This is a genomic window from Amycolatopsis sp. NPDC051758 (genome assembly GCF_044453095.1).
In the GTDB taxonomy this organism is placed as follows: domain Bacteria; phylum Actinomycetota; class Actinomycetes; order Mycobacteriales; family Pseudonocardiaceae; genus Amycolatopsis.
Genome location: NZ_JBITCJ010000005.1, coordinates 22,556 through 46,490, shown reverse-complemented (window position 1 = coordinate 46,490; position 23,935 = coordinate 22,556). Strand labels below are relative to the sequence as shown.

Here is a 23,935-nt window from a genome sequence, read left to right as displayed (position 1 = left end):
TTCAGTTCCCCTCTGAGTGGAGCACCGCGAACACGATCGGGTCGGTCCGGTCGTTGACGGTGGTCGACCAGGTCGCGATCCGCGCCGCACCGTTGGCGAGCAGCGCCCACCCGTCGGCGTCGACCTGGCGCACGGTGAGGGACTGGGTCATCGAGCCGCTCTTGCGGACGCACTCGATCGCGCTCCAGACCCGCGTGTTGGCCACGCTGATCGGTTCCCCGGTGTCGGCGGCCAGCAGCCGGCCGAGGGCGAGGAGCTCTTCGCCGAGCAACCCGGCCCAGTCTTCTTCGGTGCGTTCGATCGCCGTCTCGATGTCGACGGTGACCTGGTCGGGACCGGTGGCCACGAGCGTCAGCTGCGAGGTGTGCGACGCCGTGACGTTCACGTTGTCGCACTCCGGCTTGCCGTCGGGGCGGTACCGGACCTCGATCGGCGTGTCGAGCGCCCGGCCCGCGGCGAGCGCGGTCTGCGCCCTCCGCTCGGCGATGCCCTCGGCCGGGCGGCCGGCGGGGTCGGGCTCCAGCACGACCGACCGCGTCCCGCCGAGCAGGCGCTCACACGCACGCTCCACATAGGACCCGAGCATCGACGGGACCCACGGCCCCGCGCCGTCGCGCTTGCGCACCGCGCGCAGCTTCAGCCCTTCCCAGCGCTCGACCAGCGTCCCGTCCGGGTTGCGTACGTCGAGGTCGTAGACGTAGCTGTCGCCGTCCTGGAAGCGTTCCTTCGCGTCCAGCAGGACGTACTCGTCGTGCTGGACACCCGGCTCGGCCAGGTACAGCTTCTCGATGCCCTGCGGCAGCAGCGTCGCGTCCGGGACGCAGCACTGGATCGCGTGCATCATCGCGTCCCGCGTGCCCGGGTCGGCCAGGAGCCGGTCCTGCGGCAGGAAGGGCGCGAACCAGGCGTGGTCCGCGGTGGTCGCGATCTCGGCGACCGCGTGCCGGGCGCTCGCCCGCCGGTAGCCGAGAACCCGCTGGAACCGCTTGCCCTGGAACAGGACCGAGCCGTACAGCTCGCTGATCGGCTCCACCGGGACCGGCGGCAGCGCGATGTCGCGCGGCACCCGTTCGCCGAGCTCCGCCGGCCGCGCGAAGCTCAGCCGCGCCCGGAAGTGGTCGGCGCTGAAGCCGGTCTCGTCGCTGCGGATCACGACGTCGACGGTGTCGGCGTCGCGGGCCAGCGTGGCCAGCCGGATCGTGGTCGACCCGCCCGGTGCGACGATGATCGGCCGGAGGAACTCGACGTCGGAGAGCACCGGCGCGCCGGTGCGGTCCAGCGTCGCGGCCGCGGCCTGCGTCATCGCCTCCATGCCGAGCACCGCCGGGAACAGCAGCTGCCCGTCGAGCAGGTGGTCGGTCAGGTACGGGTCGCTGCCGTCGGACAGGTCCGCCTCGGTGATCAGCTCGACACCCGGGTAGTGCACGACCGCCCGGTCGACGAACCGGGTGAGCGGCAGCTCGCGCTTCTGGATCGGCAGGGTGGCCAGGCCCGAAGTGCGGCCGCACACCACCAGCACCGGCGGCGCGGCCGGGTCGGCCAGCACCTGGCGGAGGATGGTGATGCCCTCGTCCAGCGGGATCGGCGTGATGCCGTCGCGCATCAGCGCGCTGACGACACCGAGCTTCTCGCCCATGCCGGCGCCGGACCAGACCGACCACTCCAGCGCGATCGCCCGCGCCTGCGGGTGTTCCTGGCCGAAGCGCAGGGTCAGCTCGGTCATCCAGTCGTTCGCCGTGGCGTAGTGCGCTTCCCCGCGCAGGCCCGCCCGGCCGATGATGCTGCCGAAGGTGACCAGGAGCTTGATCCGGTCCTGGTCGACCGCCGAGAGCACCGCGTTGAGCCCGCCGATCTTCGGGGCGAGGGTCTTGCGGAAGCTGTCCTCGGTGAGGCTGAAGAGCGCGGCCGGTTCGTTGCGGCCGGCGCCGTGCAGCACCGCGGTGACCGTGCCGAGCTCGGCCTGGATCCGGGCGACCGCCTCGCCGACCTGCGTCGCGCTGGTGACGTCGGCCCGCTCGTACCGGTAGCGGATGCCCGCGGCCTCCATCCGGTCGAGGTTCTCCGCCAGCTCGGTGTCGGTCTCCGGGTCACTGCGCCCGAGCAGGGCCAGCTTGGCCCCGGAGTCCTTGGCCAGCGCCAGCGCGCTCTCCGCCGTGATGCCCTTGCCACCACCGGTGACGAGCAGGACGTCGGTCTGGTCCAGCGATTCGCGGATCGGCCCGGTCGGGGCGGCCGGCAGTGCGGACAGCCGCGGCACCGTGCGTCCGCCGTCGGCGCCGTACCGGGCTTCGGTGAAGTCCGTGGTCGCGGCGACCTCGGCCGTCACGGCCCGCACGGCCGCGGTGATCTCGTCGGCACCCGACGGCGTCGGGTCGGCGAGGTCGACGATCGTGGTCTTCGCCGAGGGGTCCTCGAGCCGCAAGGTCCGGGCCAGGCCGGCCGCGCCGTAACCGTGGTGCACGACCACGAAGCGCGTGCCGGTGGGGGCGGCCATGACCGCGCGGCCGGCGTCGAGGAACAGGCCGACGTGGCTGGAGTCGCAGTCCGCCGGCAGGCAGAGCAGCACACCGTCCCCGGCGCCCGCCGAGGCGAGCGCCGCCTTCAGCGGCTCGGCCAGCGGGTGCCGCGGCGTCGAGAAGACCTGCCACTGGGCGTTGCCGATGCCCGGCGTGAGGTCCGCGGTGGGCCGCGGCGCGGGCACGTACTCGACCGCGAACGGCCGGACCCACGGCCCGACACCCGCGGCCTCGTTCGGGCCGGCGTCGGCGGGCTTCGCCGTCTGCGCCAGCTCGTCGATCATCTCGGCGAGCTCCCCGAGGCACACCGTCGCGAAGTTCGGCATGCCCTCCAGGGCGGGCCGGCCCAGCGCCCGGGTGACGTCGTTGACCAGCTGCCCGACCGTGATCGACGACAGGTGCAGGTCGTCGAGCGGGTGGGTGTCGGCGGTGACGGTCTCCAGCGGCAGCTCGACGCGCTCGGCGGCGAGCTTGCGCAGCAGGTCCAGGGTCGAGCTGCCGGAGTTGTCGGCGCCGGCGTCGGCCTCGGCGGCCTCCGCCTTCTCCGCCGCCAGCTCGGCGGCCAGCTCGCTGTCGATCGCCGGAGCCGCTTCACACGGGCTGGCGAGGAACGAGAACTTGCCGTCGATCGGCAGCGGCCGGACGACCCGACCCTCGAACAGCGTGTCCAGCGAGAGCTGCGCGCCGAGCGCGAAGGCCGCGCCGACGACTCGCAGCAGACCGGCCAGCGACGCGTTGTCCGAGTCGATCGCCAGCACCGGGGTGTCCGGCGCGATCTCCTCGAACAACCCGGTCAGCACCCGGCCGGGGCCGACCTCGACCACCAGGTCGCTGCGCTCGGCCACCTTGGTGGCGGCCTCGCGGAAGCGCACCGGCAGCACGATCTGCTCGCGCAGCAGCTCCGGCAGGTTCTCGGCCGCGTGCAGCACGTCGCCGCTGACGGTCGAGACCACCGGCCGCTCGAGCCGCGAGAAGCTGAACTCGCCCAGCCGGCCGGTCATCGCGGCCGCGGCCGGCTCGACCAGCGGCGAGTGGAACGCGTGCGAGACCTTGATCCGGGTGGCGCTGACGCCCTGGGCCTTGGCCCGGGCGACGATCCGGTCGATCGACTCGGCCGGCCCGGAGAGCACGGTCTGCTCGGGGGCGTTGTACCCGGCGATGACGACGTCGGACCCGAGGCCGAGCTCTTCGACCCGGCTCGGCGAAGCGGCGATGCCGGCCATCGCGCCGGTGCCCTCACCACTCGTCGTGGCCATCACCTTGCCGCGGACCTTCGCCAGGTCGAGCAGCGCCCGCTCGTCGAGCGCGCCGCCCCAGTGCAGGGCGGTCAGCTCGCCGAGGCTGTGCCCGGTCGCGGTGACCGCCTCGACACCGAAGGAACGCAGCACGCGCAGCGCGGCCAGCGAACCGGTGACGATGCGCGGCTGGGCCACCTCGGTGGCGACCTGGTCACCGCTCACCGGCAGCCCGGCGGCGCGGTGGATCTCCTCGGCGGCGGTGAACCGGCGACGCAGCGCGCTGTCGCCACCACGGCCGGATCCCTGGCCGGGGAACAGGTAGCCGATCTTCGGCTCCGAAGTCCGGCTGCTCACGAAGACGCCGTCGGCGGCGTCGAACACCGAGTCGCTCTCTTCGAGCTTCTCGATCAGCTTCGTCAGCTTCCGCTCGGCCTGCTCCGGGTTGCCCGCGACGACCGCGGCGCGCACCGGACGGCCCGCCAGGTCCCCGGCGAGCGAGGCCGCGAGGTCGGTCAGCTCGGCGAACGACAGCTTCGGCACGACCTCCAGCGCCGCGGCGACGTTCCCGCGCAGCGTGGCGACGTCGTCGGCGTCGAACAGCAGCAGCTCGGCGTCCTGGCGCCCGGCGACGAGCTCGCGGGCCCGTTCGTCGAGCTCCCGGCGGCGGGGCGCGGTCGGCGCCTCGGTGACCGTGATGTGCGAGTTGATGCCACCGAAGCCCATCGCCGAGACACCGGCGCGGACCGGCTGGTCCGCCGGCCAGAGCGAGGCGTCACGCGGGACATACATCCGCGCTGACGAGCCGGTCAGCGACTCGTGCGGCTCGTAGTGCCCGGTGGCCGGCGGGATGACCTGGTGGTACACCGCCAGCGTCGCCTTGATCAGGCCGGCGACACCCGCCGCGGCCTTGGTGTGGCCGATGTTGCCCTTGATCGTCGACAGCGCGGCCTGCTTGGCCAGCGGGTCGGCGTCGCGGCGGGCGGTGGACAGCGCCTCGATCTCGGTGGCGTCGCCCAGCGCGGTGCCGGTGCCGTGCCCCTCGAAGTAGGACACCGTCTCCACGCCGTAGCCGGCGCGGTCGTAGGCGCGCTGCAGCGCCAGCCGGTGCCCGGCAGCCTCGGGCCGCGTGATGCCGCCCTTGCCGTCGGAGGAGACGCCCCAGCCGCCGATCGAGGCGTAGATCCGCTTGCCCTGCTCGAGCGCGTCACTCTCGCGCATCAGGACCAGCATGCCCGAGCCCTCGCCGGGCCAGAAGCCGTTGGAGTCGGCGTCGTAGACCTTCATCTCGCGCTTGGCCAGCGCGCCGGTCTTGGCGAAGCCGATGACCTCGAACGGGTCGATGGAAAGGTCGACACCGCCGGCGATGGCGAGGTCCAGGTCGCCCTGGACGAGCGCGTTCGCCGCGGTCACCACGGACAGCAGCGACGACGAGCAGGCGCCGTCGACGGTGTACCCGCCGCCGGCGAAGTCGAAGTGGTTGCAGACGCGGCCGGCGATGGTGTTCGCCAGGCCACCGGCGAGGCTGTCCTCGTTGATCTCCGGGAACGGCTCCTTGTACTGGACCTCGAGGTCCCGCAGGAAGGTCGCGGTCTCCTCGTCGTCCCAGCCGCGGGCGGTCAGCGCGGCCGCCACCGTGCGGCGCACGTACGGCCAGCGCAGCCGCATGATGTTGGCCCGCGAGAACTCACCGGTCAGGCTGTTGCCGATGACCACGCCGGTGCTCGTCCGCGGAGCGCCTTCACCCGCGGCGAACCCGGCGTCCGCCAGCGCTTGCGCGGCGACGTCGAGGGCCAGCCAGTGTGTGGTGTCGGTGGCCCGGAACGTGCTGCCGGCCACCTTGTTCGCGACGCGGTCGAACTCGTAGTCCCGCAGCACCGCCGCCTTCTGCGAGTAGAAGCGGTCCGGCGCCTTGGGATCGGGCGAGTAGTAGTCCGCCTGGTTCATCCGCTCGTCGGGGAGCCTGCGGAACGCCCGGCGCCCGGCCAGCACGTTTTCCCAGAGCTCCTCCGGAGAACTCGCGTCGGGGTATCGGAGGCCGATACCGACGATCGAAATCCGCTCAACGCTCATGCCACCGCACTCCCACTGGCTCTCGAGCCCAGTCTCACCGGGTCCGTCAGGTCCCGCTGTCGTCCGCACCCGGGATCGCGGTCCCGGGTGCGGCCTGCCCGTCCGTCCGGCCGCGGCACCGCCGCGGCCTCCGCGTCTCGGTCCCGCCCGTCCGTCCGGGTCCAGCATCTCCCGGACGGCAGGGACCGTCGTCTTCCTTCCTGCCCGTGGCCTGCACTTCAGCACGCTCGGACAAGGACGCTAACCGTCCACAAAGGATTTTCTAGTCGGTGAACTGCCCCGGCCGCCGGCCTTCGCCCGCCGGGCCCCGGTAGGCCTGGGCGATGTCCAGCCACTGGTCGGCCAGCGTGCCCTTGGCCCGCACGTCCAGGTCGTAGCGGTGCCGCCGCCGGGTCACCAGCAGGCAGAAGTCCTCGGCGCTGCCGGTGATCCGCTGCGTCGCGTCCGCCGGCCCGAACGTCCAGAGCGCGCCCGACGGCGCGGTCAGCTCGAACCGGAACTCCTCGGCCGGCGGCGTCAGGTTGCGCGCCTCGTAACCGAAGTCCCGGACCCGCACCGCGAACCCGACCAGGTGCTTGATGCGGTCGGTGCGCTCGCGGCGCACGCCGAGCGCGTCGGCGACGTCCTGGCCGTGGCCGAACAGCTCCATCATCCCGGCGCACGCCAGCACGTACGGCGGCAGCGGGTTGACCAGCCACGGCACGAGCTGGTCGCCCGGCACGGCCGCGAGCGCCTTGATGCCCGCGTCCCGCTCCGCCCGCCAGCGCGTCAGCAGCACCTCGGCCGGGTCGTGGATGTACTCCTCCAGCGCGGCGTTCACCGCCGCTTCCAGGCCACCGGAAAGGGAGCTCGTCAGCTGGACGAACGCCGCCGGCTGCGCGGCCGAGAGGCCGGCCAGCCGGAAGATGAACGCCAGGTGCCCGATCTGGTGCCGGACGGCCCACCCGGGGGCCGGCGTGGGGGTGTCCCACCCGCTTTCGTGGAGACCGGCGACGAGCGCGTCGACTTCGGCGCCCTCGGCGGTCAGGTCGGCGATCACGCCCGTGGTGTCAGTCACCTGTTTTCCTCTCACCGCTATGACTTGGTGGTCGTGCGCCGGCGGCCGCCCCGGCAGTGGCTGGGAGCCACCGTCGCAGCGGCCGCCGGACGCCGGATCCGCTGCCGCGCGAAGCGGCTGCGCGAACCGGGCCGGGGGCTTCGGTGTGTCCCGGTGCTGCGCGCTCCGGCGGTCGATCCGACCCCTCGATCATCACCTGCCGGGCCGGTCAGGGTCTTCTCTTCACGCGCGCAGCGGCAAGCGGTCACCGAACTCCACGGCCGCGGCGAGACTTGCCCACGAGACCAGCTCGACCAGGCCACGATCGCCCGGCACCCAGTCGGCCACGTCGGCCGCGTCGACCTGGTACGGCGCCTTGGCCACCAGGAGCGCGACACGTCCGACGAGCCGCTCCTCCGGCGGCAGCTCCGCGACGACCGGGGTGACCCACGCGCGGCTCAGCCCGGGCGGTTCCCCGTCCCACGCCTTGAGCTCACGGCGGACGAGGTCCCGCACCCGCGTCGGCATCGACCGCTCCCCGGCCGCCTCGATGGCCGCCGCGGCCCGCGCGAAGGCGTCCGACAGCGTCCCGCCCGGAGGTGCCCAGTCGGGGCCGCTCACGGACGCCGCGGGCAGCAGGTCCAGCGCCCGGCCCGGCGGGGGCGGCGCGCCCGGCTTGAGCAGGAAGCCCAGCACCGCCTTGGCTTTCGCCCGGGCCGCCGGCGGCACCGCCTCCGGCAGCGGGGACGGCCCGAGGAAGACGCTCACCACCCGGTTGAGGTAGTGGAACGCCACGGCCACCCCGACGAACTCCGCCGCGGTGCCGGCCGGGACGCCCGCGGGCAACCCGCCGGCGCCCCGCGCCCAGGCCGCGAGGGCGCGGGTGTCGTGGTCGGGGATCGTCGCGGCGGCGCCGGATTGGATGGCCGCCGCGGCGACCGGGTCGCCCAGCGAGCCGAGGGCCATCCCGTGCACCTCGACGCAGTACGGGCACGAGTTCGCCGCCGAAACCGCGGCCGCGACGACCTCCTTGTCCGCCCGGCTCGCCGTGCCGCCCGCGACCAGCGACTCCCGCAGCATCAACCACGCCGCGGCGAGCACGTCCGGCGCCGGCGAGTGCAGCGCCATCGGCGGGGCGAGCATCCCGAAGTCCCGTTCCACCTGGCGGTAGACGTCGCGGACGAGCCCGCGCGCGTGGCGCGGCCGCACCGCCTCGACGTACTTCACGTCCCGCAGCGTGCGCCGCAGCGCGAGCCGCACCAGCACCGGAGCCATGTCTCCTCCTCGAAAACGGCTGAGCTCGCGCCGCCGGGGAGCCGGCGGCGCGAGCTCGGATCCGTGCATCAGTTGCCGGCCACGAGGTCCAGTTTGGACACTGCGCGGCGGCCGGTGATCGAGCCGTCGGGGGCCGGCGCGCCGTACTTGACGTCGACACCGCGCGCCTGCAGCTCCCGGACGATGCCCGGGATCGACCGCTCGGCGAGCGCGGCGACGGTCATCGCCGGGTTCACCGTGAGCGCCCCCGGCACCGACGCGCTGTCGGTGACGAAGATGCCCGGGTGGTTGCGCAGCTCGTGGTTCGGGTGCAGCGCGGACGTCGCCGCGTCGTCCCCGATCCGGCACGACGCCAGCGGGTGCACGGTGTACGCGCCGACGACGTCGTTGGTCCACGGCGCGACCTTCGCCAGGCCGTCCTTCTCGATGATCGCCTTGCAGTCGGCGTCCGCGAGCGCCCAGCCGTGCTTGGTGTTCTCGGTCGGGTCGTAGCGCAGCGGGCCGCGGCCGAGCATCTGCTGCGAGATGCGGTAGGCGTTGCCGGTCGGCGGCGGGGTGCCGAAGACACCCTCGTTGTCGTCCTCGGTCATCAGGAAGATCGTGAGCCAGTTCGCCCACTGCTTCAGGATTTCCTTCTTCTCCGCCCCGTACCAGCGCGGCTCCTCGCCGCCGGGCACCTGGGCGAGGATGGTGCCCAGGCCCGGCGGGAAGTACAGCTGCTCCAGCGAGTACCGCTCGTACTCCGGCAGCGACCCGTCGAGCTTGTCCCAGTTCGCGACGGTCGGGCCCTTGCCGATGTGGTTGGCGGAGTACACCGGACCGTCCTCACGGGACAGTCCGAGCACCTCGCGGACGCGGTCCTCGTCGATGATGGCGGTGTTGAGCCGTTCGCCGTTGCCGGAGAAGTACCTGCCGACACCGTGCGGCATCTCGCCGAGCGCGGCCTCCGAGCGCTGCAGGATCACCGGGGTCGCGCCGGCGCCCGCGGCGATGATGACGACCTTCGCCTCGATCACGCCGGTGCCGGTGTGGATCCGGTAGTCCTCTTCGTCCACGATGTCGAAGTAGACGCGGTATCCGCCGTCCTCCGTGCGCTCCAGGCGCTGGACCTCGTGCAGTGGACGGATCTGCGCGCCGTGGGAGAGCGCGGCCGGCAGGTAGTTCGTCAGCATCGAGCGCTTCGCGTCGAACTTGCAGCCCGCCATCATGAAGTTGCAGTTGACGCAGGTGTTGTTGTCCACTGCGACCGGCGCCGGGTTGGCGGTGCGCCCGGAGTGGTTGCACGCCGCCGCCCACAGCCCGCCGGCGTAGGAGACGTCGTTCCAGTCCTGCTGGGACACCGGGAGCGACTCGTCGACGCGGTCGTACCACGGCTCGAGCGAGTCGCGGGAGATGACCGACGGCCACATCCGGCGGCCGATGCTGCCGTGGCGTTCGAACACGAACCGCGGCGCGCGCGGCATCGCGGCGAAGTACACCACGCTGCCGCCGCCGACGCAGTTGCCGCCCAGCACGCTCATCCCGTCGCCGACGACGAAGTCGAACGCGCGGGTGTAGGACGAGCCGAGCAGGTAGTCGTGCTCGAAGTCGTCGGCGGCCAGCCACGGACCGCGCTCGAGCACGGTGACCTTGGCCCCGCCCGCGGCGAGGTGGTAGGCCGGGATGGACCCGCCGAAGCCGCTGCCGACGATGACGACGTCGGTCTTGTCGATCGCGCTCATGCCGGGCTCCCGGAAGGTGTCGTGTCGGGGTGGATCTCGGCCAGCTTGCGGCCGTAGCCGTACTTCGGGAACCGCCAGAACCCGTCGGCGTCCGGCGGGGTGTACCCCAGCGCCAGCAGGCCCGGGTGCCCGTCGCGGATGGCGTCCGCGGTGTGCAGGTGCGGCGCGCTGTCGTAGGCCATGTTGCAGAACAGCGCCAGGCTGACCCAGCCGTCCTTCTCCGGGTGCCCGGGCGTGGTGAGCCGGTGCACCAGCTCGCGGCGGTGCTCGTACGGCAGCGCCACGAACGGCGGGACGTCGTCGTCGAGCGCCAGCTCGACCTCACCCGCGTAGGACTTCGCGTGGTCGTTGAGCGACTGCGCGAGGTAGGGCAGGCCGGCCGTGACGCCGGTCGCGTCGAAGTTCAGCAGCTCGAGCGCACCCGCCGCCACCGACCCGGGGCCGGGTGACACCCCGGCGATCGCCCGGTCCTCCGGGAACCGCTTCTCCCCCGGCACGATCGTGTCCGCGTAGGCCTCGAGGGTCTGGTTCATGACGCGTTCTTCTTCGGTGGCCTCGGGTTGCACCGGCCTACCTCCTCATCGAATGGTCACTCCTGGACGGACGGGCTCAAGCGGCTTCGGCCCGCCGGCCCCGCTCCCGGCGGTGCACGGTCATCGGCAGCCCGCCCTTGACCCGCAGCGAGAGCATCGCCTCGGGCTCGACGACCTTGCCCGGCACCTTGCGCAGCTGCAGGTCCCGCGAAGCCATCGCCAGCACGAAGACCGCCTCCATCACCCCGAGGCTGTTGCCGATGCAGAACCGCGGCCCGGCGCCGAAGGGGACGTAGGCGTAGCGCGGCGGCCGCCCGGCCGGGTTGGCCGGGTCGAACCGGCCCGGGTCGAAGCGTTCCGCGTCGGTCCAGAACTCCGGGTGCCGGTGCAGCGTGTAGGGCACCACGACGACGTCGGACCCGGCCGGCACGTGGTACCCGCCGATTTCGTCGTCGGCCTGGGCGATCCGCGGCAGCAGCCACACCGGCGGGTAGAGCCGCATGACCTCTTCGACGACGGCGACGGTGTAGGTCAGCCGCCGCAGGTCCTCGTGCTCGGGCAGCCGGTCGCCGAGCACCTCGACGGCCTCGGTGTGCAGCCGATCGGCCACCTCCGGGTGCTCGTCGATCAGGTGGAACGCCCAGCCGAGCGTGCTCGCCGTCGTCTCGTGCCCGGCCAGCAGCAGGGTGATCAGCTCGTCGCGCATGCGATCGCGCGACGCGCCGGTCGTGGCTTCTTCGCCACCCGACGCGATCAGCCGCGACAGCACGTCTTCGCCGCCCTTGACCGGGTTCGCCAGGCGCTGGTCCACCAGCTCCTCGGCGATCCGCCGCAGCTCGTCGCGCGCGGTCCGGAACTCCACCTGCTTCTTCAGCGGCACCCACTGCGGCACCATGCTCAGCGTGACCGCCTCGAACATGGCCTGGTCCTGCACGGCCTCGAACGAGTGGCCCAGCATCTCGTACCCGCCGAGCTCGGCGTCGAGCAGCGTCTTCCCGAGCACGCCCAGGGTGAGCCCGGTCATCTCGTGCAGGATCTCGACCGGGCCGTCGTGCGCGGCCAGCCGCTGCACGAGAGCGTCCACTTCGGACGCGACCACGGCGGCCTGGCGCGAGATCCGCTTGGGCTGGAACACCGGCTGGATGGTCCGGCGCTGCTTCTTCCAGGTGTCGCCGTCGCTGGTGAGCAGGCCGTCGCCGAGGGCCCGGCGGGCCTCCTGCAGGCCGATGCCCTTGTGGTAGTTCGCGGCGTTGTCCGCGAGAACGTGCTTGGCGAGGTCGGGGTGGTTGACGAGGTACATCGCCTTCGGTCCGATGGCGATGCGGACGACGTCGCCGTAGGTCTCGGCGTTGTCGCCCATGAGCGCGAGCCGGTCGGTGAAGAGCTGCTTCAGCAACCGGAGCGTCGCCCGCCGCGGCGGCCCGGGCGGCGCGGTGTGCGCCGCCCGGGCTTCGTGCTGCGGTGCGGTCATGCCGCGATCGCTCCCGGCTTGTCACCGTCGCCGGAGGACTCGGCCGGCGGGGCGAGCTCGAGCTTCGCCTTCTGCGCGGCCTGGTCCGCCTCGAACTTGATCCGCGCCTTGTTCGAGAAGTGCAGGCCCCACAGGAAGGCCCCGCGGATCAGGCAGACGGTCGCGGTGGCCAGGAACAGCCCGTACGCGACGTGCACGGCGGTGAAGAAGCCGTACGCGAGCGCCACGCCCGCGCCGAAGGCGAACTGCGAGCCCCGCTTCGACGGCGACGTGCCCGGGTCGGTCACCATGTAGTTCGTGTAGAGCACGAACGCGATCCCGGTGCCCATCGCCAGCGCGCCGGGGATGGAGGTGCCGAAGAGCCAGCCACGGACGAACGCCTGGACCACGAAGAAGCTCAGCCAGCCCGCGATCAGCCACATCCGGCCGGTCAGCAGCGCGTTGAGCACCGTGCCCGAGATCAGGATGATCGCCACGATCAGCCAGCCGCCCCAGGTCGCGATCTGCTCGCTGAAGTGGTAAGGCGGGGCGATGCTGGCCCAGGGGAACAGCAGCAGGATGATCGTGATGCCGAAGTTCGACGGGTTCATGTAGTGCCGCATGCGGCCGTACACCGGCGCCTGCAGGACCCACTTCGCGCCGACCGCCACGACGACCCCGAAGATCATCACGAGGATCCGGTCGTTGACGTAGGTCAGCATGTTGAGCGCCAGGCCGGTGATGTGCGCCGGCAGCAGGAACTCCACGAGCCCCTTGAACCCGTTGCCCTTGAACCGGACCTCGCGGTCGGTCACCCGGGCGTTGATGATCTCGAGGACGATCTCCGTGGTGTACGCGGTCGCCAGCGCGACGAACGGGTACAGCCACGGCTGCTCGAAGCCGAGGATCGTGTAGCCGATGATGTTGAAGATGGTGATCGAGATCGCGAACCGGCGCAGCGCGGTGACGACCTTGTTCGTCCGCTTCGGTGGCGCGGCGTCCACTTTGGTCAGAGTCGGGGTGGTCATGCCGTCACATCTCTTCCTTCGCCTGGGAACCGAGCTGGTACATGTGGCAGCCGGGTTCGAGCTTCAGGTTCTGCGTCCGCAGCTGCCCGGTCCGGTCCCGCCACTGCAGGTGCACGTCGAGCGGGCCCTTGACGTCGTGGCCGAGGCCGATCTGGACGTCGAAGCTGCGCCGGCCGGCCTCCCCGCTGCTGCCGTCGACCCGGCCGAGGTACTTCTTGCCGTCCGAGGTCGTCACGGTGACCTGGGCGCCGATCGCCGGCGAGCCGGCCGCGGGCAGCGCGCCCGGGGCCACCGGAGCGTCGGTGGTCAGCTTCAGCTGCAGGTACTTGCCCGGGTTGGGGCTGTTGTTGTGGTAGAAGATCGGCGCTTCCCACTGCCGCGCGACCGCGAACTCGGGCAGGCCGTCACCGTCGGTGTCGCCGACCCCGATGCCGCGGGTGGGCACCGGAACCGCCAGGCCCAGCTGCGGGCCGAGGTCGGTGTAGCGGCCGTCCGGGCTCTTCACGAAGAAGTGGAACGTCTGGTCACCACCGATGTCGTCACCGGCGCGGGCGTTCGGCCACCAGAACGGGTTGGACAGCAGGCCGTCGTTGGCCGTGGCCAGCTCCTGCAGGTTCGGCCAGCGGTTGACCTGGCCCTTGACGAACCCGGTCGCCTGGGCGATCTGGTTCTCGCCGCTGTTGTTGAAGTCCTGGATCTTGACGTCCCAGCCCCAGCCGGACCAGGCCGTGCCCTCCGAACCGCTCGTGTCTTCGAACGGCGCGACGCCGTTCTTGAACTGCGCGGTGAGGTCCTGGTTGTTCTTCGACTTGTTCATGAACTGGAAGTTCGACTCTTCGATGCCCCACGACGTCGTGATGTTGCTGACGAACAGGTCGTAGCGGCCGTCGTGGTTCAGGTCGCCGAAGTCGACGCCCATGCCCTTGAAGGAGTCGTGGCCCAGCACCTTCGACTTGGGGTCGGTGATCCCGCGGACCCCGGTGACCTCACCGAACTCGATGTGGCCCGGCGTCGACTTGTTGTACAGGAAGTGGTCGTGCCCGAAGTCGTTGGCGATGTAGAGCTCGGGCAGGCTGTCCCCGTCGACGTCGGTCGCGCTGGAGGCCAGCGTCCAGCCGAGGCGCGCGCTCTCCGGGATGCCCTGGGAGGCGTCCACGAACTGCGCACTCGGGTTGGCGCCGGAAGTAGCGCCGGTCCAGCGGAAGACGTACTTGGCGCCCGAGTTCGTCGCGTGCGACATCGACTGGTTCAGCGTGATGCCGCCGTCGGCGTTCGGGTCCAGGACCCGGCTGTCCGGGAAGTAGTTCCCGACGAAGACGTCGACGTGCCCGTCCCCGTCGAAGTCGCCGATGGTGACGGAGTCGGTGTTCCACAGCGGGCCGTTGTACTTGCCGTCCGCACCGCGGTGGTTGCCCGGCACCAGCTCGGTCGGCTGGAAGGCCGAGGCGTCGAACTTCGTGGCGCCGGCCTTCTGCAGGAACACGACCGGGGTCCGGCCCCAGTAGTAGGCCAGGATGTCGGTCCGGCCGTCCTCGTTGTAGTCACCGGGGACGCAGCCCATCGGCGCCATGTAGTCCCACGTCGCCAGCGTCGGCGAGGGGTCCAGCTCGAAGGGTGCGTACCGCGGGCCGGAGTCCGGCGTCGGCGTGATGACGACCTGGTCGCTGCGCGGGTCGACCAGGCAGATGTCGTTGGCCTTGCCGCTGCCGCTGATGTCGTTGATCGCGATCGCGGCGCCGACCGAGGAGATCCACGCGGCGATGTGCTCGTACTCCTTGTTCACCGTCCGGATCGACTGCGCCTTCTTCGCCGGCGGCAGCGCGATCGTCATCGGGGTGAACGAGAACTTGCTCGCCATCTGGTTCTGTTCGGCGGCCGAGACGCGGGGCAGCTGGGCGACCGTGAAGAGGCCGAGGATCAGCACCAGCGCCACGATGCCCGCCAGCTGCTTGCGCAGCCAGCCCAAGGTCGCGGTCATTTCGTCTTCCCTCCGTGCTTGAGGACTTCTTCGGCGATCCGCTGCCGCCAGGTCTCGAACGCCGGCACGTCGTCACCGTCGACGACGACGGCCGGGCGGACCTCCTGGGTGATCTCCGCGGCGCGTTCGGCGGACACCCCGCAGATCGCCTGGGCCGCCATCTCGGTCTCGGGGATCATCAGGCCCGAGCGCACCCGGCACTCGGCCGCGAAAGCACTGCCCTGGGCCAGTTGCCCGTGGTGGATGCCGGCCCGGTCGACCAGCTCTCCCAGCTCCTCGGCCGTGACACCGCAGGCGTAGGTCGAAGCCAGTCCCACCCCGGCGTACAGGTCGCCGTGGCGCGACTCGGGGAACGCCTCGATCGCCTTGGCCACCAGGGAAACGTCCGTGCCGTTGATGAACCACAGCGCCCGGCCGATGCCCTGGTCGATGGCGCGCAGGGCATAACCCTCGTAACGCCGGTCCGGCCAGGAGAAGTTCTGGTCCTGGTGCTGGCCGCCGATGTACTTGTCCGTCTTGAAGTACGCCTGGTGGAAGCCGTAACCGTCCAGCACCAGCCAGCGCAGCAGCGGGTCGAACGCCGAAGCCTTCGGCCACGCGAACCGCGGCAGCCGGCACATCGCCCAGCCGACCCCGACGTAGATGATGTAGTCGTGCTTCTCACCGGGGCCGGCCAGGAACTCGGCGATGTTCGTGCTCTTGCCGAACGGCAGCCCGTCGAGGACGCCGTACCCCATTCCCGCGCCCTCGTAGGCGAAACCGCGGAACTGCGTGGGGATGCGCTCGAGCCATTCCTCGGCCTGCTCGACCGAACGTGCTTCGACCGCGTGCGCGTATCCGAGGAGGAACTTCTCCCCGACCGTCTCGAGTCGTTCTTGAGCGGCTGGGCTCTTGCGGTGGAAGCCCCGCTTCTCCAGCGAGGTCTCCGAGACGTCCGGTGTCAGGATGCGTCGCCTGAGCGCGCGCCAACCATTGCCCAACGCACTCTCCCCCTTACGGGTCGAATTGGATGAGGTGCAGCTCGTTACCGTTCTACGGTCACAGATTCGCTGGTCAGCGGTCTACTCCACGGTTGCGTGCGATCACCGGGCTCAGCCGGCGAGACGCTGCGCACCACTTGCGAACTCCGCGCGGATCCGGGCGCGCCACAGCTCGTAGGGCGGCTCCGGCCCGTCGTCGCCGTCCGCCCGCTCGGTGCGGTCGCCGACGTTCTGCGCGGCCTGCACGGAAAGATCGAGCAGCACCCCGGCGGCGAGGTGGGTGTGGGCCGGCACGTACGAGGAGTACGTCCGCGCCTTGACCGCGAACACCACGCCGAGCGCGAGCTCGTCGTAGAACTCACCGGAAAGCCGGCGCAGCTCGGCCAGGCCGCTCTGGTCCGCGCCGCCGGCGAACGTCGCGGCGAGCCCGACGCCGCTCCACAGGTCCGCCTGGCGGGCTTCGGCGAACCGCCCGACCGCTTCGGCCACCGCACCCGGGTTGCCGCCGTTGATGAACCACAGCGCCCGGCCGACCCCCTGGTCGAACGCCCGGCCGAAGTACTCCGGGCGCCCCGCCCACGGGTAGGGCTCCGGGTCGGCCTGCTCGTCGACCCACTTCTTCGTGTCGAAGTAGGCGCGGTCGAAGCCGTACCCGTCGACGGCGAGCCAGCTCATCACCGGGTGGTAGGCCACCCCGGACAGCTCGGGCAGGATGTTCTTCCACAGTGGACGCGGCAGCCGCGCCATCGCGAAGCCGATCCCGATGTAGGTCAGGAAGATGTGCGGCTGGCCCGGGCCTTCCAGCAGCTCGCGTGTCTTGTTCCGGCCACCGCCGGGCATGGCGTCGAGGATGGAGTAGCCCATCGTCGCGCCCTCGTAGGCGAACCCGCGCTGTTCGGGCTCGATCAGCGCCAGGCGCCGTTCGATCTCCCACAGCGAAGCGCCTTCGATGGCCCATTCGAACCCGCACACCACCGCCTGCGGCACCGCCTCCAGCCGGGCCGTCGCGTCGGTGGGGGTGACCGGGAAGCCGCGGTCGGCGAACCCGACCGAAGCGAGCGAAGGAGCCAGGAAGCGCTTGCGCAGCACTCCGATGAAAGTAGACATCGTCCGTCCTTGGTTCGTCGGGGAGGATCAGGCGACCGAACGCAGGTGCGACCGCTGGGCCGCGACGAGCATCCGCTGGTCGGCGGTCGACTGCCGCGAGGCGAGCGTGATGGCGATCGGCGGGTCGGTCAGGGACGGCGGCCGCAGCCGCAACGTCACCTCACCCGGCTCGAACCCCGTCACGGTCGCCAGTTCGCTGCCGATGGTGAACGCCGGGCCCGCCGGGGTGCCCCGCACCGCGCCGTGGTCGGCGACCGCGATCACCGTCCAGGTGCCCTCGGGCACCCCGTCGATCGTCAGCTCGGAGGAGTGCACGTCCGCCAGCCCGCCGAAGGCGACCGGTCCGCTCTGCGGCACCGCGTCGGCGAACACGCCGACGAGCACGTTGGCCGGCATCGCGTCCGCCGGCATCTTCAGCTGCACGGTCAGCCGGCCCGAGCCGGGCTTCAGCGCCGCGCAGGAGCTGCCGGCCTCCCGCAGCGAACGCAGGGACGGGAGCCGCTGGAAGTGCGCCGAGTGCGCCACCAGCAGTTCGCCGACCTCGGGTTCGCGGTACTCGGTCGGGGTCATCCCGACCGTGCGGAGGAACCGGCTCGTGAACGTGCCCACGCTGCTGTACCCGACGCTGCAGACGATGTCCGACACCGTCAGCGAAGTGGTCAGCAGCAGCCGCTTCGCTTCGAACAGCCGCACGGCCGTGAGGAACCGCCCCGGCGTCACGCCGGTCGCCTTGGCGAAGATGCGTGAGAAGTGGAACGGGCTCACGTACACCTCGGCCGCCAGGGCCGACAGGGTGATCGGCTCGAAGTAGCGGTCCAGTATCATCTTGATCGCGCGCAGAACGGCAGGCTGGACAACCCTTTCCGGGTTCTGGTCCTGCTCCCACCCGACTCGTTCCACACCGGCCGACGGCTCGGTCTCGTCGGCGCCCCCGGACGCAACCGATCGCAAGATCATGAGTCCAACCTCGAATTCCTTACCGACGTCAATTCCCTCCTCGTCAGGTAAGACGCCGGACCTTGCAGGCCGTTGGACGTCCGATGGAGGCCCGAAGGAAGGGACCGCAGTCCCGGAGCGGTGCCAGTGCGGGCGTCCCGGTCCCGGTATGAGAAACGCACGGGGTCACCGTGCGAAGTGCACCGGACCGTTCTGAAATCCGCTCGGGCACGGCGAGTGACAGGGCGGTATTTCTCCCTCCGTCGCCCTGCCGGGAAGATCAGGCCTGCCGGGTTCGCCCGGCCCGACCTGGCAGCCGACCATGGCCGGCGTCCGGCCGAGATGTGCCGGACGCACGGGACCACCGGGTGAAACGCATCTCGGCTCTGGTGGACGGCTCACTGGATACCGCCCCCCGCCTCTGTCACATTCGAAGTTGGACAGCCACGGGCCGCAGTTTCGGCCCGGCAGGGCTTCACTGGGGAGCTCGAGTCATCGCAGCGGGAACACTGGAGGCGCCCGGCATGTACTCCGCCAAAAAGGTAACGGACGGACTGGTCGGTGTGACCGAGCGGCCGGCGGAAACACCCGGAAGTGCGATCGGCTTCACGGTGCTCGGCCCGCTCGGTGTGCACCGCGACGGGGTCGACTACGCCCCCACGACACCGAAGCTGCTGCAGCTGCTGGCGTTGCTGGTGCTGCGGCCCGGGAAGATGGTGCAGGTGGACGCGATCGCCCAGGAGCTCTGGGCCAGCAAGCCACCCCGCACGATGCGAACCACCTTGCACACCTACGTATACCACTTGCGCCGGTGCATCGAGGAGAACGGCCTGACCGGTGGCACCGAGACGATGCTGGTCACCAAGGCGCCCGGCTACGTCTTCCAGATCGACCCGGCCCAGGTGGACGTCTTCCGCTTCGGCCGGCTCCAGCAGGAAGGCCAGGAGCTGCTGCGGGCGGGCGACCACCCCACCGCGGTGAAGCGGTTCCGCGAGGCGCTCGACCTGTGGACCGGGCCGCCGCTGGCGAACGTCCCCTGTGGACCGGTGCTCGTCCCGTACACGATGGAACTGCTGGAGCAGCGCCGCACCACGCTGCACTCGCTGATCGAGGCCGAGATCCACAGCGGGCACCACCGCGAGCTGATCGGCGAGCTGCGCTCGCTGTCGGCGGGCAACCCGCTCGACGAAGCGTTGCACGGCCAGCTGATGCGGGCACTGGGCCGCAGCGGCCGCCGGTCCGACGCGATGGCCGTCTACCGCAGCCTGCGCAAGCGCCTGAGCGAAGAGCTGGGTGTCGAGCCGTGCGACGAGCTGCAGCTGCTCCACCGCGACCTGATTTCCGAAGGCGATCACTACTGAACACCCACCACCGCACGAAGTGAGGAACGATGACCGCACAAACCCGCACCTATGGTCAGTTCTGCGGCGTGGCCCGCGCGCTCGAGCTCGTCGGCGAACGCTGGGCGCTGCTCGTCGTGCGTGACCTGGTGTTCGGCCCGAAGCGCTACACCGAGCTGCAGGCCGGGCTGCCGAAGATCCCGCCGAGCATCCTTTCCGCGCGGCTCAACGAGATGGAGTCGGCCGGCGTGATCCGCCGCCGCGTCCGCGCCGACCTCGACGCCGGCCTGGTGTACGAGCTCACCGAGTACGGCGCCGAGCTGGACCACATCCTGCTCGACCTCGGCCTTTGGGGCGCGCGCTCGCTGAGCCACCCCGGCCCGGACGACGTCTTCACCCTGGACGCGGCGATCCTCTCGCTGTACACGACGTTCCAGAGCGAAGCCGCGGGCGGCGTCCAGGTGACCTTCGAGATCCAGTACCACGACACGATGATCGTCCACGCGATGATCGACGACGGCGCGCTCAAGGTCTCCGAAGGCCGGCACGCGGCGGCCGACCTGGTCATCCGCGCCGGCCAGGGCCCGGCGCTGCTGGACCTCATCGGCGGCCAGATCGCCCCGGCGGAAGCGGTCGCCACGGGCCTGGTCTCGATCGAGGGCGACGTGCGCGACCTCGAGCTGTTCACCCGCCTGTTCACCCTGACGGCGGCCCCGACCCCCCAGGAGGGTGTCGTCCTGCACTGAGCACGGAACGCGCGACCCGTCCGGCACTCTGCCCCGGACGGGTCGTCCGCGTGCCGTCCATCCAGGCACGCGAGCCGACCGTCTGAGTACGCAAGCCGACCGTCCAGGTACGCGAGCCGTCCATCTGAGTACGCGGGCCGACCGTCCAGGTACGCGACCCGCGTGCTTGAACGGACGACACGCGTGCCCCGATGGACGACACGGCGGCTCAGCCGAGGCGGTCCGCGCGCTCCTCGAGATAACGCTGCTCCGGCACGCTTTCCGTCCGCTCGGCCGCGCGGCGGTAGTGCTCCCGGGCGGCGTCGTGGTCCCCCGACTGCTCCAGCAGGTGCGCCCGGACCGCGTCGAACCGGTGGCCCTGCTTCATCCGGCTGTCCCCGGCGATCGTGTCCAGCAGCGCCAATCCCCGGGCCGGGCCGTCGACCATCGCCACTGCGATCGCCTGGTTGAGCGTCACCACCGGGCTGGGTGTGAGCTCCTGCAGCACTTCGTACAGCTGCGCGATCTGCACCCAGTCGGTCGTCTCCGCGCTGGGCGCCTCGTCGTGCAGGGCCGCGATCGCGGCCTGGACCTGGTACGCGCCGACCGGGCCGCGCCCCAGCGTCGCGCCGATCAGCGTCGCGCCCTCCGCGATCATCACCCGGTCCCACGCCTCGCGGTCCTGCTCGGCCAGCGGGACCAGCGTGCCGCCGGGGCCGGTGCGGGCCGCTCGGCGGGCGTCGGTGAGCAGCATGAGCGCGAGCAGCCCCGCCACCTCGCCGTCGCCGGGACGCAGCGTGTGCACCGCCCGGGTCAGCCGGATCGCCTCCCGCGCGAGCCCCGGCACCTGCAGCTCGGTGCCGGACGTCGCGGTGTACCCCTCGTTGAAGATCAGGTACAGCACCTGCAGCACGACCCGCAGCCGCTCGGCATACTCCGCTGCCGCGGGCTCGCCGAACACCGACCCCGCGGCCGCGATGCTCTCCTTGGCACGCGTGATGCGCCGGGTCATCGTCGCTTCCGGGACCAGGAACGCCTTCGCGATCTGCGCGGTTGTGAGGCCACCCACCGCGCGCAGTGTCAGCGCCACTTGTGACGGCGCGGAAACCGCGGGGTGGCAGCACAGGAACAGCAGCGTCAGCGTGTCGTCCTCGTCGGGCGCCCGCTCCTCGTCCGGGCCCGCCACCACGGCCGCGGGTTCCCGCAGCGCGACCGTCTCTTCCCGACGCCGGCGCGCGCTTTCGCTGCGCCAGTGGTCGGTCAGCCGCCGCGCGGCGACGGTGACGAGCCAGCTGTGCGGGTTCTCCGGCACCCCGTCGGCCGGCCACTGCTCGGACGCGGCGATGAGCGCCTCCTGCACCGCGTCCTCGCACGCGTCGAACTGGCCGTAACGGCGCACGAGCGCGCCGAGCACCCGCGGCACGAGCGGCCGGAGCAGCGCGCCGACGTCGGCCGGGCCGGTCACCCGCCGGTGTACTCGGATTCGGCCTCCGCGTCGGCGAAGAACACCACCGGCCGGACCTCGATGCCGAGTCCCTCGATCTTCGCGTCCGGGATCATCGCGGCCACCTCGTACGCCCGCTCCCGGCTGACGCACTCGACGAGGTAGTAGCCGGCCAGGAACTCCTTCGACTCGGCGAACGGACCGTCGGTGACCGCCGGGACGCCATCGCTCACCCGGACGACCGCGCTCTGCTCCGGCCCGCCCAGCGCCTGCGTGCTGACCAGCTCGCCGGACTCCCGGATCCGGCGGATGAACTCGCCGTGCCCGGTCATCACCTCGTTCTTGTCCGCCTCCGGCAGCCCGTCCCAGATGTCGGGGTTCATGTGCATCACCAGCAGGAACTTCATCGTCTTCGTCTCCCCGCGCTCGCGTACCGCTGGGGGCGAACATAGCTGATCAGGCAAGGCAATCCACGAGTGGTCGCCGGTCGGTCACCAGGAGCAGCATCGCCCCATGCAAGACGTGTTCACCGACCTCGCCGCCGACGCGGACGCCCTCGTCGACCTCATCCGCCGTCACGAAGGGAAATTGATGCTGCCCGTCGGCCGGGCGATCACCGGGCACCTCGCCGAACTGACGGTCGTGGCCCGCCGCGTCGTGCTGAGCGTCGAGGGGGACGCGAGCGCGCCCGCGCCGCGCATCACCGACTCCGGGATGCTCGCCGACGCCGTGGTCGGCTGGCGATCGGAGCACCGGAAGGCCACCGAGCTGCTGGCCGCCGCGACGACCGACGTCGGCTGGCCGGGCGGGGCGCTGCGGCCGTCCCTGCTCGCGGCCGCCCTGCTGACCGCGTTGTTCGCCCGCGGCCAGGACATCGCCGACGCCCTCGGCGTCCGGCCGGCCCGCGAGGACAGTGTCGGGCACGTTTCCTACTACGGCGTCCGCACCCGCGACGACGCCTACGCCGGACAGGACACCCCGCCGCCCGGGCCGTTCCGGTTCGAGCTCACCGCGCCGTCGGGCGCCCGCTGGGACTTCGGCCCGGAGGACGCGGCCGACCGGATCACCGGCCCCGCCGAGGACTTCTGCCTGCTGTTCACCGGCCGCCGCCCGCTCGGCGAGCTGGCCGTCACCGCCGAGGGTGAAGCCGTCCGCTGGACGGAACTGCTGCGGCCGCCGCGGAATCCACTTTGGACGTCCGAAGTGGATTGAGACTCAGGCGAAGCGGTCCGGGTCGCCCGCCCCGCGGCGGACGATCTCGGGCTCGCCCGAGGAGAAGTCCACCACCGTGGTCGGTTCGACCCCGCACTCACCGGAGTCCACCACCGCGTCGACGACGTGGTCGAGCTCTTCCTTGATCTCCCAGCCCTGGGTGAGCGGTTCGGGCACGTCCGGCAGCAGCAGCGTGCTCGACACCAGCGGCTCGCCGAGCTCCGCGAGCAGCGCCTGGGTGACGACGTGGTCCGGGATGCGCACGCCCACGGTCTTCTTCTTCTCGTGCATCAACCGCCGCGGCACCTCCTTGGTGGCCGGCAGGATGAACGTGTAACTGCCCGGGGTGGCCGCCTTGATCGCGCGGAACACCGAGTTGTCCACGATGACGAACTGACCCAGCTGCGCGAAGTCCTGGCAGACCAGCGTGAAGTGGTGCCGCCGGTCGAGCTTGCGGATCACCCGGATCCGGTCGAGCCCCTCCGGGTTGTCGAGCCGGCAGCCCAGCGCGTAACACGAGTCGGTCGGGTACGCGATCAGGCCGTCCCGGCGCACCAGGTCGGCGATCTGGCCGATGGCGCGGCGCTGGGGGTTGTCCGGGTGCACGTCGAAGTACCTGGCCATGGCGCGAGCCTAAGCCCCGTGCGGCCGGCCCGCCCGGTCGGGCCCGGCGTCTTCCACCTTGCTCAGAAACCGCTCAACGGGTGACCCCGGACGGCGGCGGGCCGCACAATTCGACGGTAACGCGTGCTGTCACCCCCGGGGAGACGATCATGACGGAACTGGTGCTGCCTGAATCCACCGGCCCGCTGCCGCCGCGGCCCCGTGCCGTGCCGGCCGAGGAGTACCAGTTCGTCGGGCCGGCCGGCGAGCTGGGCCTGACCGACCTGTTCGACGGGCACCGCCGGCTCGCCGTGCACCACATGATGCCGGACCGCAGCCGCCCCGGCGCCGCGGTGGCGGCCGACGAGCTCACCGCCGTGCTGCACGCCGCGGACACCCGGCTGGTGCTCGCTTCGCACGTGCCGTACGCGAAACTCGAACAATACGGCCGCCACTTCGGTTTCGACCTGCCCGCCTACTCCGCCGCCGGCACCCGGTTCGGCTCGGACTTCCCGGCGACCCGCTACCTCGACGGCACCGGCTGCGAGGAACGCGACGACGCACCCGGCTTGAGTTTTTTCCACCTGGACGGTCGTTTTGTGTTCTACCTCGGATCGGTCGCCGTACCGTATTTGGACTTCCTCGGCCTCATCGGCGTCACGCGCGACCCGCCCCCCGGCGGGTGCGAACTGGCCCGCTGAGCGGAACCCCCGCGGCTCCGCCGCTCCTCGACGCACCCGCTC

Annotated in this window: 18 protein-coding genes; 4 read left to right on the top strand and 14 right to left on the bottom strand. The window is 71.4% G+C overall.

The window, feature by feature from the left end; genetic code table 11:
* Nucleotide 1 precedes the first annotated feature (1 nt).
* From ACIA5G_RS23585 to ACIA5G_RS23535, 11 genes are all read right to left on the bottom strand, one after another.
* Nucleotides 2–5,824: an SDR family NAD(P)-dependent oxidoreductase gene (locus ACIA5G_RS23585; RefSeq protein WP_395926610.1), complete on the bottom strand. Its 5,823-nt coding sequence runs from the start codon at nt 5,822–5,824 to the stop codon at nt 2–4.
* A 262-nt stretch (nt 5,825–6,086) separates the two neighbouring features.
* Nucleotides 6,087–6,881: a TIGR03084 family metal-binding protein gene (locus ACIA5G_RS23580; protein WP_395926608.1), complete on the bottom strand. Its 795-nt coding sequence runs from the start codon at nt 6,879–6,881 to the stop codon at nt 6,087–6,089.
* A 222-nt stretch (nt 6,882–7,103) separates the two neighbouring features.
* Nucleotides 7,104–8,135 carry a carboxymuconolactone decarboxylase family protein gene (locus ACIA5G_RS23575; protein WP_395926606.1) on the bottom strand — a complete coding sequence of 344 codons (1,032 nt, stop codon included), beginning with the start codon at nt 8,133–8,135 and terminating at the stop codon, nt 7,104–7,106.
* 68 nt (nt 8,136–8,203) lie between these two features.
* Entirely contained in the window at nt 8,204–9,856 is a 1,653-nt protein-coding gene (locus ACIA5G_RS23570) for a GMC family oxidoreductase N-terminal domain-containing protein (RefSeq protein WP_395926604.1), read from the bottom strand.
* Nucleotides 9,853–10,389, bottom strand: coding sequence for a DUF5987 family protein (locus tag ACIA5G_RS23565; RefSeq protein ID WP_395926602.1), 537 nt, complete (start codon nt 10,387–10,389; stop codon nt 9,853–9,855). The genes ACIA5G_RS23570 and ACIA5G_RS23565 overlap by 4 nt, the downstream gene beginning before the upstream one ends.
* Before the next feature lie 76 nt (nt 10,390–10,465).
* Nucleotides 10,466–11,860 (bottom strand): cytochrome P450, encoded by a 1,395-nt coding sequence (locus tag ACIA5G_RS23560; RefSeq protein ID WP_395926600.1) that lies wholly within the window; start codon nt 11,858–11,860, stop codon nt 10,466–10,468.
* Nucleotides 11,857–12,867: an enediyne biosynthesis protein gene (locus tag ACIA5G_RS23555; RefSeq protein WP_395926598.1), complete on the bottom strand. Its 1,011-nt coding sequence runs from the start codon at nt 12,865–12,867 to the stop codon at nt 11,857–11,859. Before ACIA5G_RS23555 ends, ACIA5G_RS23560 begins: the two co-directional genes overlap by 4 nt.
* A 4-nt stretch (nt 12,868–12,871) precedes the next feature.
* Nucleotides 12,872–14,845, bottom strand: a complete 1,974-nt coding sequence (locus ACIA5G_RS23550; protein WP_395926596.1) for a CRTAC1 family protein — start codon at nt 14,843–14,845, stop codon at nt 12,872–12,874.
* Nucleotides 14,842–15,825, bottom strand: a complete 984-nt coding sequence (locus ACIA5G_RS23545; RefSeq protein WP_395926594.1) for a DUF1702 family protein — start codon at nt 15,823–15,825, stop codon at nt 14,842–14,844. Before ACIA5G_RS23545 ends, ACIA5G_RS23550 begins: the two co-directional genes overlap by 4 nt.
* A gap of 111 nt (nt 15,826–15,936) precedes the next feature.
* Nucleotides 15,937–16,932: a DUF1702 family protein gene (locus ACIA5G_RS23540; protein ID WP_395926592.1), complete on the bottom strand. Its 996-nt coding sequence runs from the start codon at nt 16,930–16,932 to the stop codon at nt 15,937–15,939.
* Nucleotides 16,933–16,959: 27 nt separating this feature from the next.
* Nucleotides 16,960–17,889, bottom strand: a complete 930-nt coding sequence (locus tag ACIA5G_RS23535; RefSeq protein WP_395926590.1) for a helix-turn-helix domain-containing protein — start codon at nt 17,887–17,889, stop codon at nt 16,960–16,962.
* A 503-nt stretch (nt 17,890–18,392) separates the two neighbouring features.
* Between ACIA5G_RS23535 and ACIA5G_RS23530 the strand changes: the two genes are divergently transcribed.
* Entirely contained in the window at nt 18,393–19,229 is an 837-nt protein-coding gene (locus ACIA5G_RS23530; protein ID WP_395926588.1) for a BTAD domain-containing putative transcriptional regulator, read from the top strand.
* A gap of 29 nt (nt 19,230–19,258) precedes the next feature.
* Nucleotides 19,259–19,954, top strand: a complete 696-nt coding sequence (locus ACIA5G_RS23525) for a winged helix-turn-helix transcriptional regulator (protein WP_395926586.1) — start codon at nt 19,259–19,261, stop codon at nt 19,952–19,954.
* Nucleotides 19,955–20,162: 208 nt separating this feature from the next.
* Here the strand turns inward: ACIA5G_RS23525 and ACIA5G_RS23520 are convergent, their stop codons facing one another.
* Together ACIA5G_RS23520 and ACIA5G_RS23515 are read right to left on the bottom strand one after the other, a co-directional pair.
* The gene (locus ACIA5G_RS23520; RefSeq protein ID WP_395926584.1) at nt 20,163–21,398 is read right to left on the bottom strand and encodes an RNA polymerase sigma factor; all 1,236 of its coding nucleotides are present in this window, start codon (nt 21,396–21,398) and stop codon (nt 20,163–20,165) included.
* Nucleotides 21,395–21,784, bottom strand: a complete 390-nt coding sequence (locus tag ACIA5G_RS23515; RefSeq protein ID WP_395926581.1) for a YciI family protein — start codon at nt 21,782–21,784, stop codon at nt 21,395–21,397. The genes ACIA5G_RS23520 and ACIA5G_RS23515 overlap by 4 nt, the downstream gene beginning before the upstream one ends.
* A 106-nt stretch (nt 21,785–21,890) precedes the next feature.
* Here ACIA5G_RS23515 and ACIA5G_RS23510 point away from each other — a divergent pair, with 106 nt between their 5' ends.
* A complete protein-coding gene (locus tag ACIA5G_RS23510) occupies nt 21,891–22,589 on the top strand; it encodes a maleylpyruvate isomerase family mycothiol-dependent enzyme (RefSeq protein WP_395926579.1) in 699 nt (232 codons plus the stop codon).
* Nucleotides 22,590–22,592: 3 nt separating this feature from the next.
* On the opposite strand, the gene ACIA5G_RS23505 is transcribed toward ACIA5G_RS23510, so the two are convergent.
* Entirely contained in the window at nt 22,593–23,213 is a 621-nt protein-coding gene (locus ACIA5G_RS23505; protein WP_395926577.1) for an L-threonylcarbamoyladenylate synthase, read from the bottom strand.
* A gap of 149 nt (nt 23,214–23,362) precedes the next feature.
* Here ACIA5G_RS23505 and ACIA5G_RS23500 point away from each other — a divergent pair, with 149 nt between their 5' ends.
* Nucleotides 23,363–23,893 (top strand): DUF899 family protein, encoded by a 531-nt coding sequence (locus tag ACIA5G_RS23500; RefSeq protein WP_395926575.1) that lies wholly within the window; start codon nt 23,363–23,365, stop codon nt 23,891–23,893.
* Nucleotides 23,894–23,935 lie beyond the last annotated feature (42 nt).

Excerpts from the sequence above, each read along its gene's own strand:
- ACIA5G_RS23585 (WP_395926610.1), bottom strand. The coding sequence starts at position 5,824 with ATGAGCGTTGAGCGGATTTCGATCGTCGGTATCGGCCTCCGATACCCC.
- ACIA5G_RS23575 (WP_395926606.1), bottom strand. The coding sequence starts at position 8,135 with ATGGCTCCGGTGCTGGTGCGGCTCGCGCTGCGGCGCACGCTGCGGGAC.
- ACIA5G_RS23570 (WP_395926604.1), bottom strand. The coding sequence starts at position 9,856 with ATGAGCGCGATCGACAAGACCGACGTCGTCATCGTCGGCAGCGGCTTC.
- ACIA5G_RS23565 (WP_395926602.1), bottom strand. The coding sequence starts at position 10,389 with ATGAACCAGACCCTCGAGGCCTACGCGGACACGATCGTGCCGGGGGAG.
- ACIA5G_RS23560 (WP_395926600.1), bottom strand. The coding sequence starts at position 11,860 with ATGACCGCACCGCAGCACGAAGCCCGGGCGGCGCACACCGCGCCGCCC.
- ACIA5G_RS23555 (WP_395926598.1), bottom strand. The coding sequence starts at position 12,867 with ATGACCACCCCGACTCTGACCAAAGTGGACGCCGCGCCACCGAAGCGG.
- ACIA5G_RS23550 (WP_395926596.1), bottom strand. The coding sequence starts at position 14,845 with ATGACCGCGACCTTGGGCTGGCTGCGCAAGCAGCTGGCGGGCATCGTG.
- ACIA5G_RS23540 (WP_395926592.1), bottom strand. The coding sequence starts at position 16,932 with ATGTCTACTTTCATCGGAGTGCTGCGCAAGCGCTTCCTGGCTCCTTCG.
- ACIA5G_RS23535 (WP_395926590.1), bottom strand. The coding sequence starts at position 17,889 with ATGATCTTGCGATCGGTTGCGTCCGGGGGCGCCGACGAGACCGAGCCG.
- ACIA5G_RS23530 (WP_395926588.1), top strand. The coding sequence starts at position 18,393 with ATGTACTCCGCCAAAAAGGTAACGGACGGACTGGTCGGTGTGACCGAG.
- ACIA5G_RS23525 (WP_395926586.1), top strand. The coding sequence starts at position 19,259 with ATGACCGCACAAACCCGCACCTATGGTCAGTTCTGCGGCGTGGCCCGC.
- ACIA5G_RS23515 (WP_395926581.1), bottom strand. The coding sequence starts at position 21,784 with ATGAAGTTCCTGCTGGTGATGCACATGAACCCCGACATCTGGGACGGG.
- ACIA5G_RS23510 (WP_395926579.1), top strand. The coding sequence starts at position 21,891 with ATGCAAGACGTGTTCACCGACCTCGCCGCCGACGCGGACGCCCTCGTC.
- ACIA5G_RS23505 (WP_395926577.1), bottom strand. The coding sequence starts at position 23,213 with ATGGCCAGGTACTTCGACGTGCACCCGGACAACCCCCAGCGCCGCGCC.
- ACIA5G_RS23500 (WP_395926575.1), top strand. The coding sequence starts at position 23,363 with ATGACGGAACTGGTGCTGCCTGAATCCACCGGCCCGCTGCCGCCGCGG.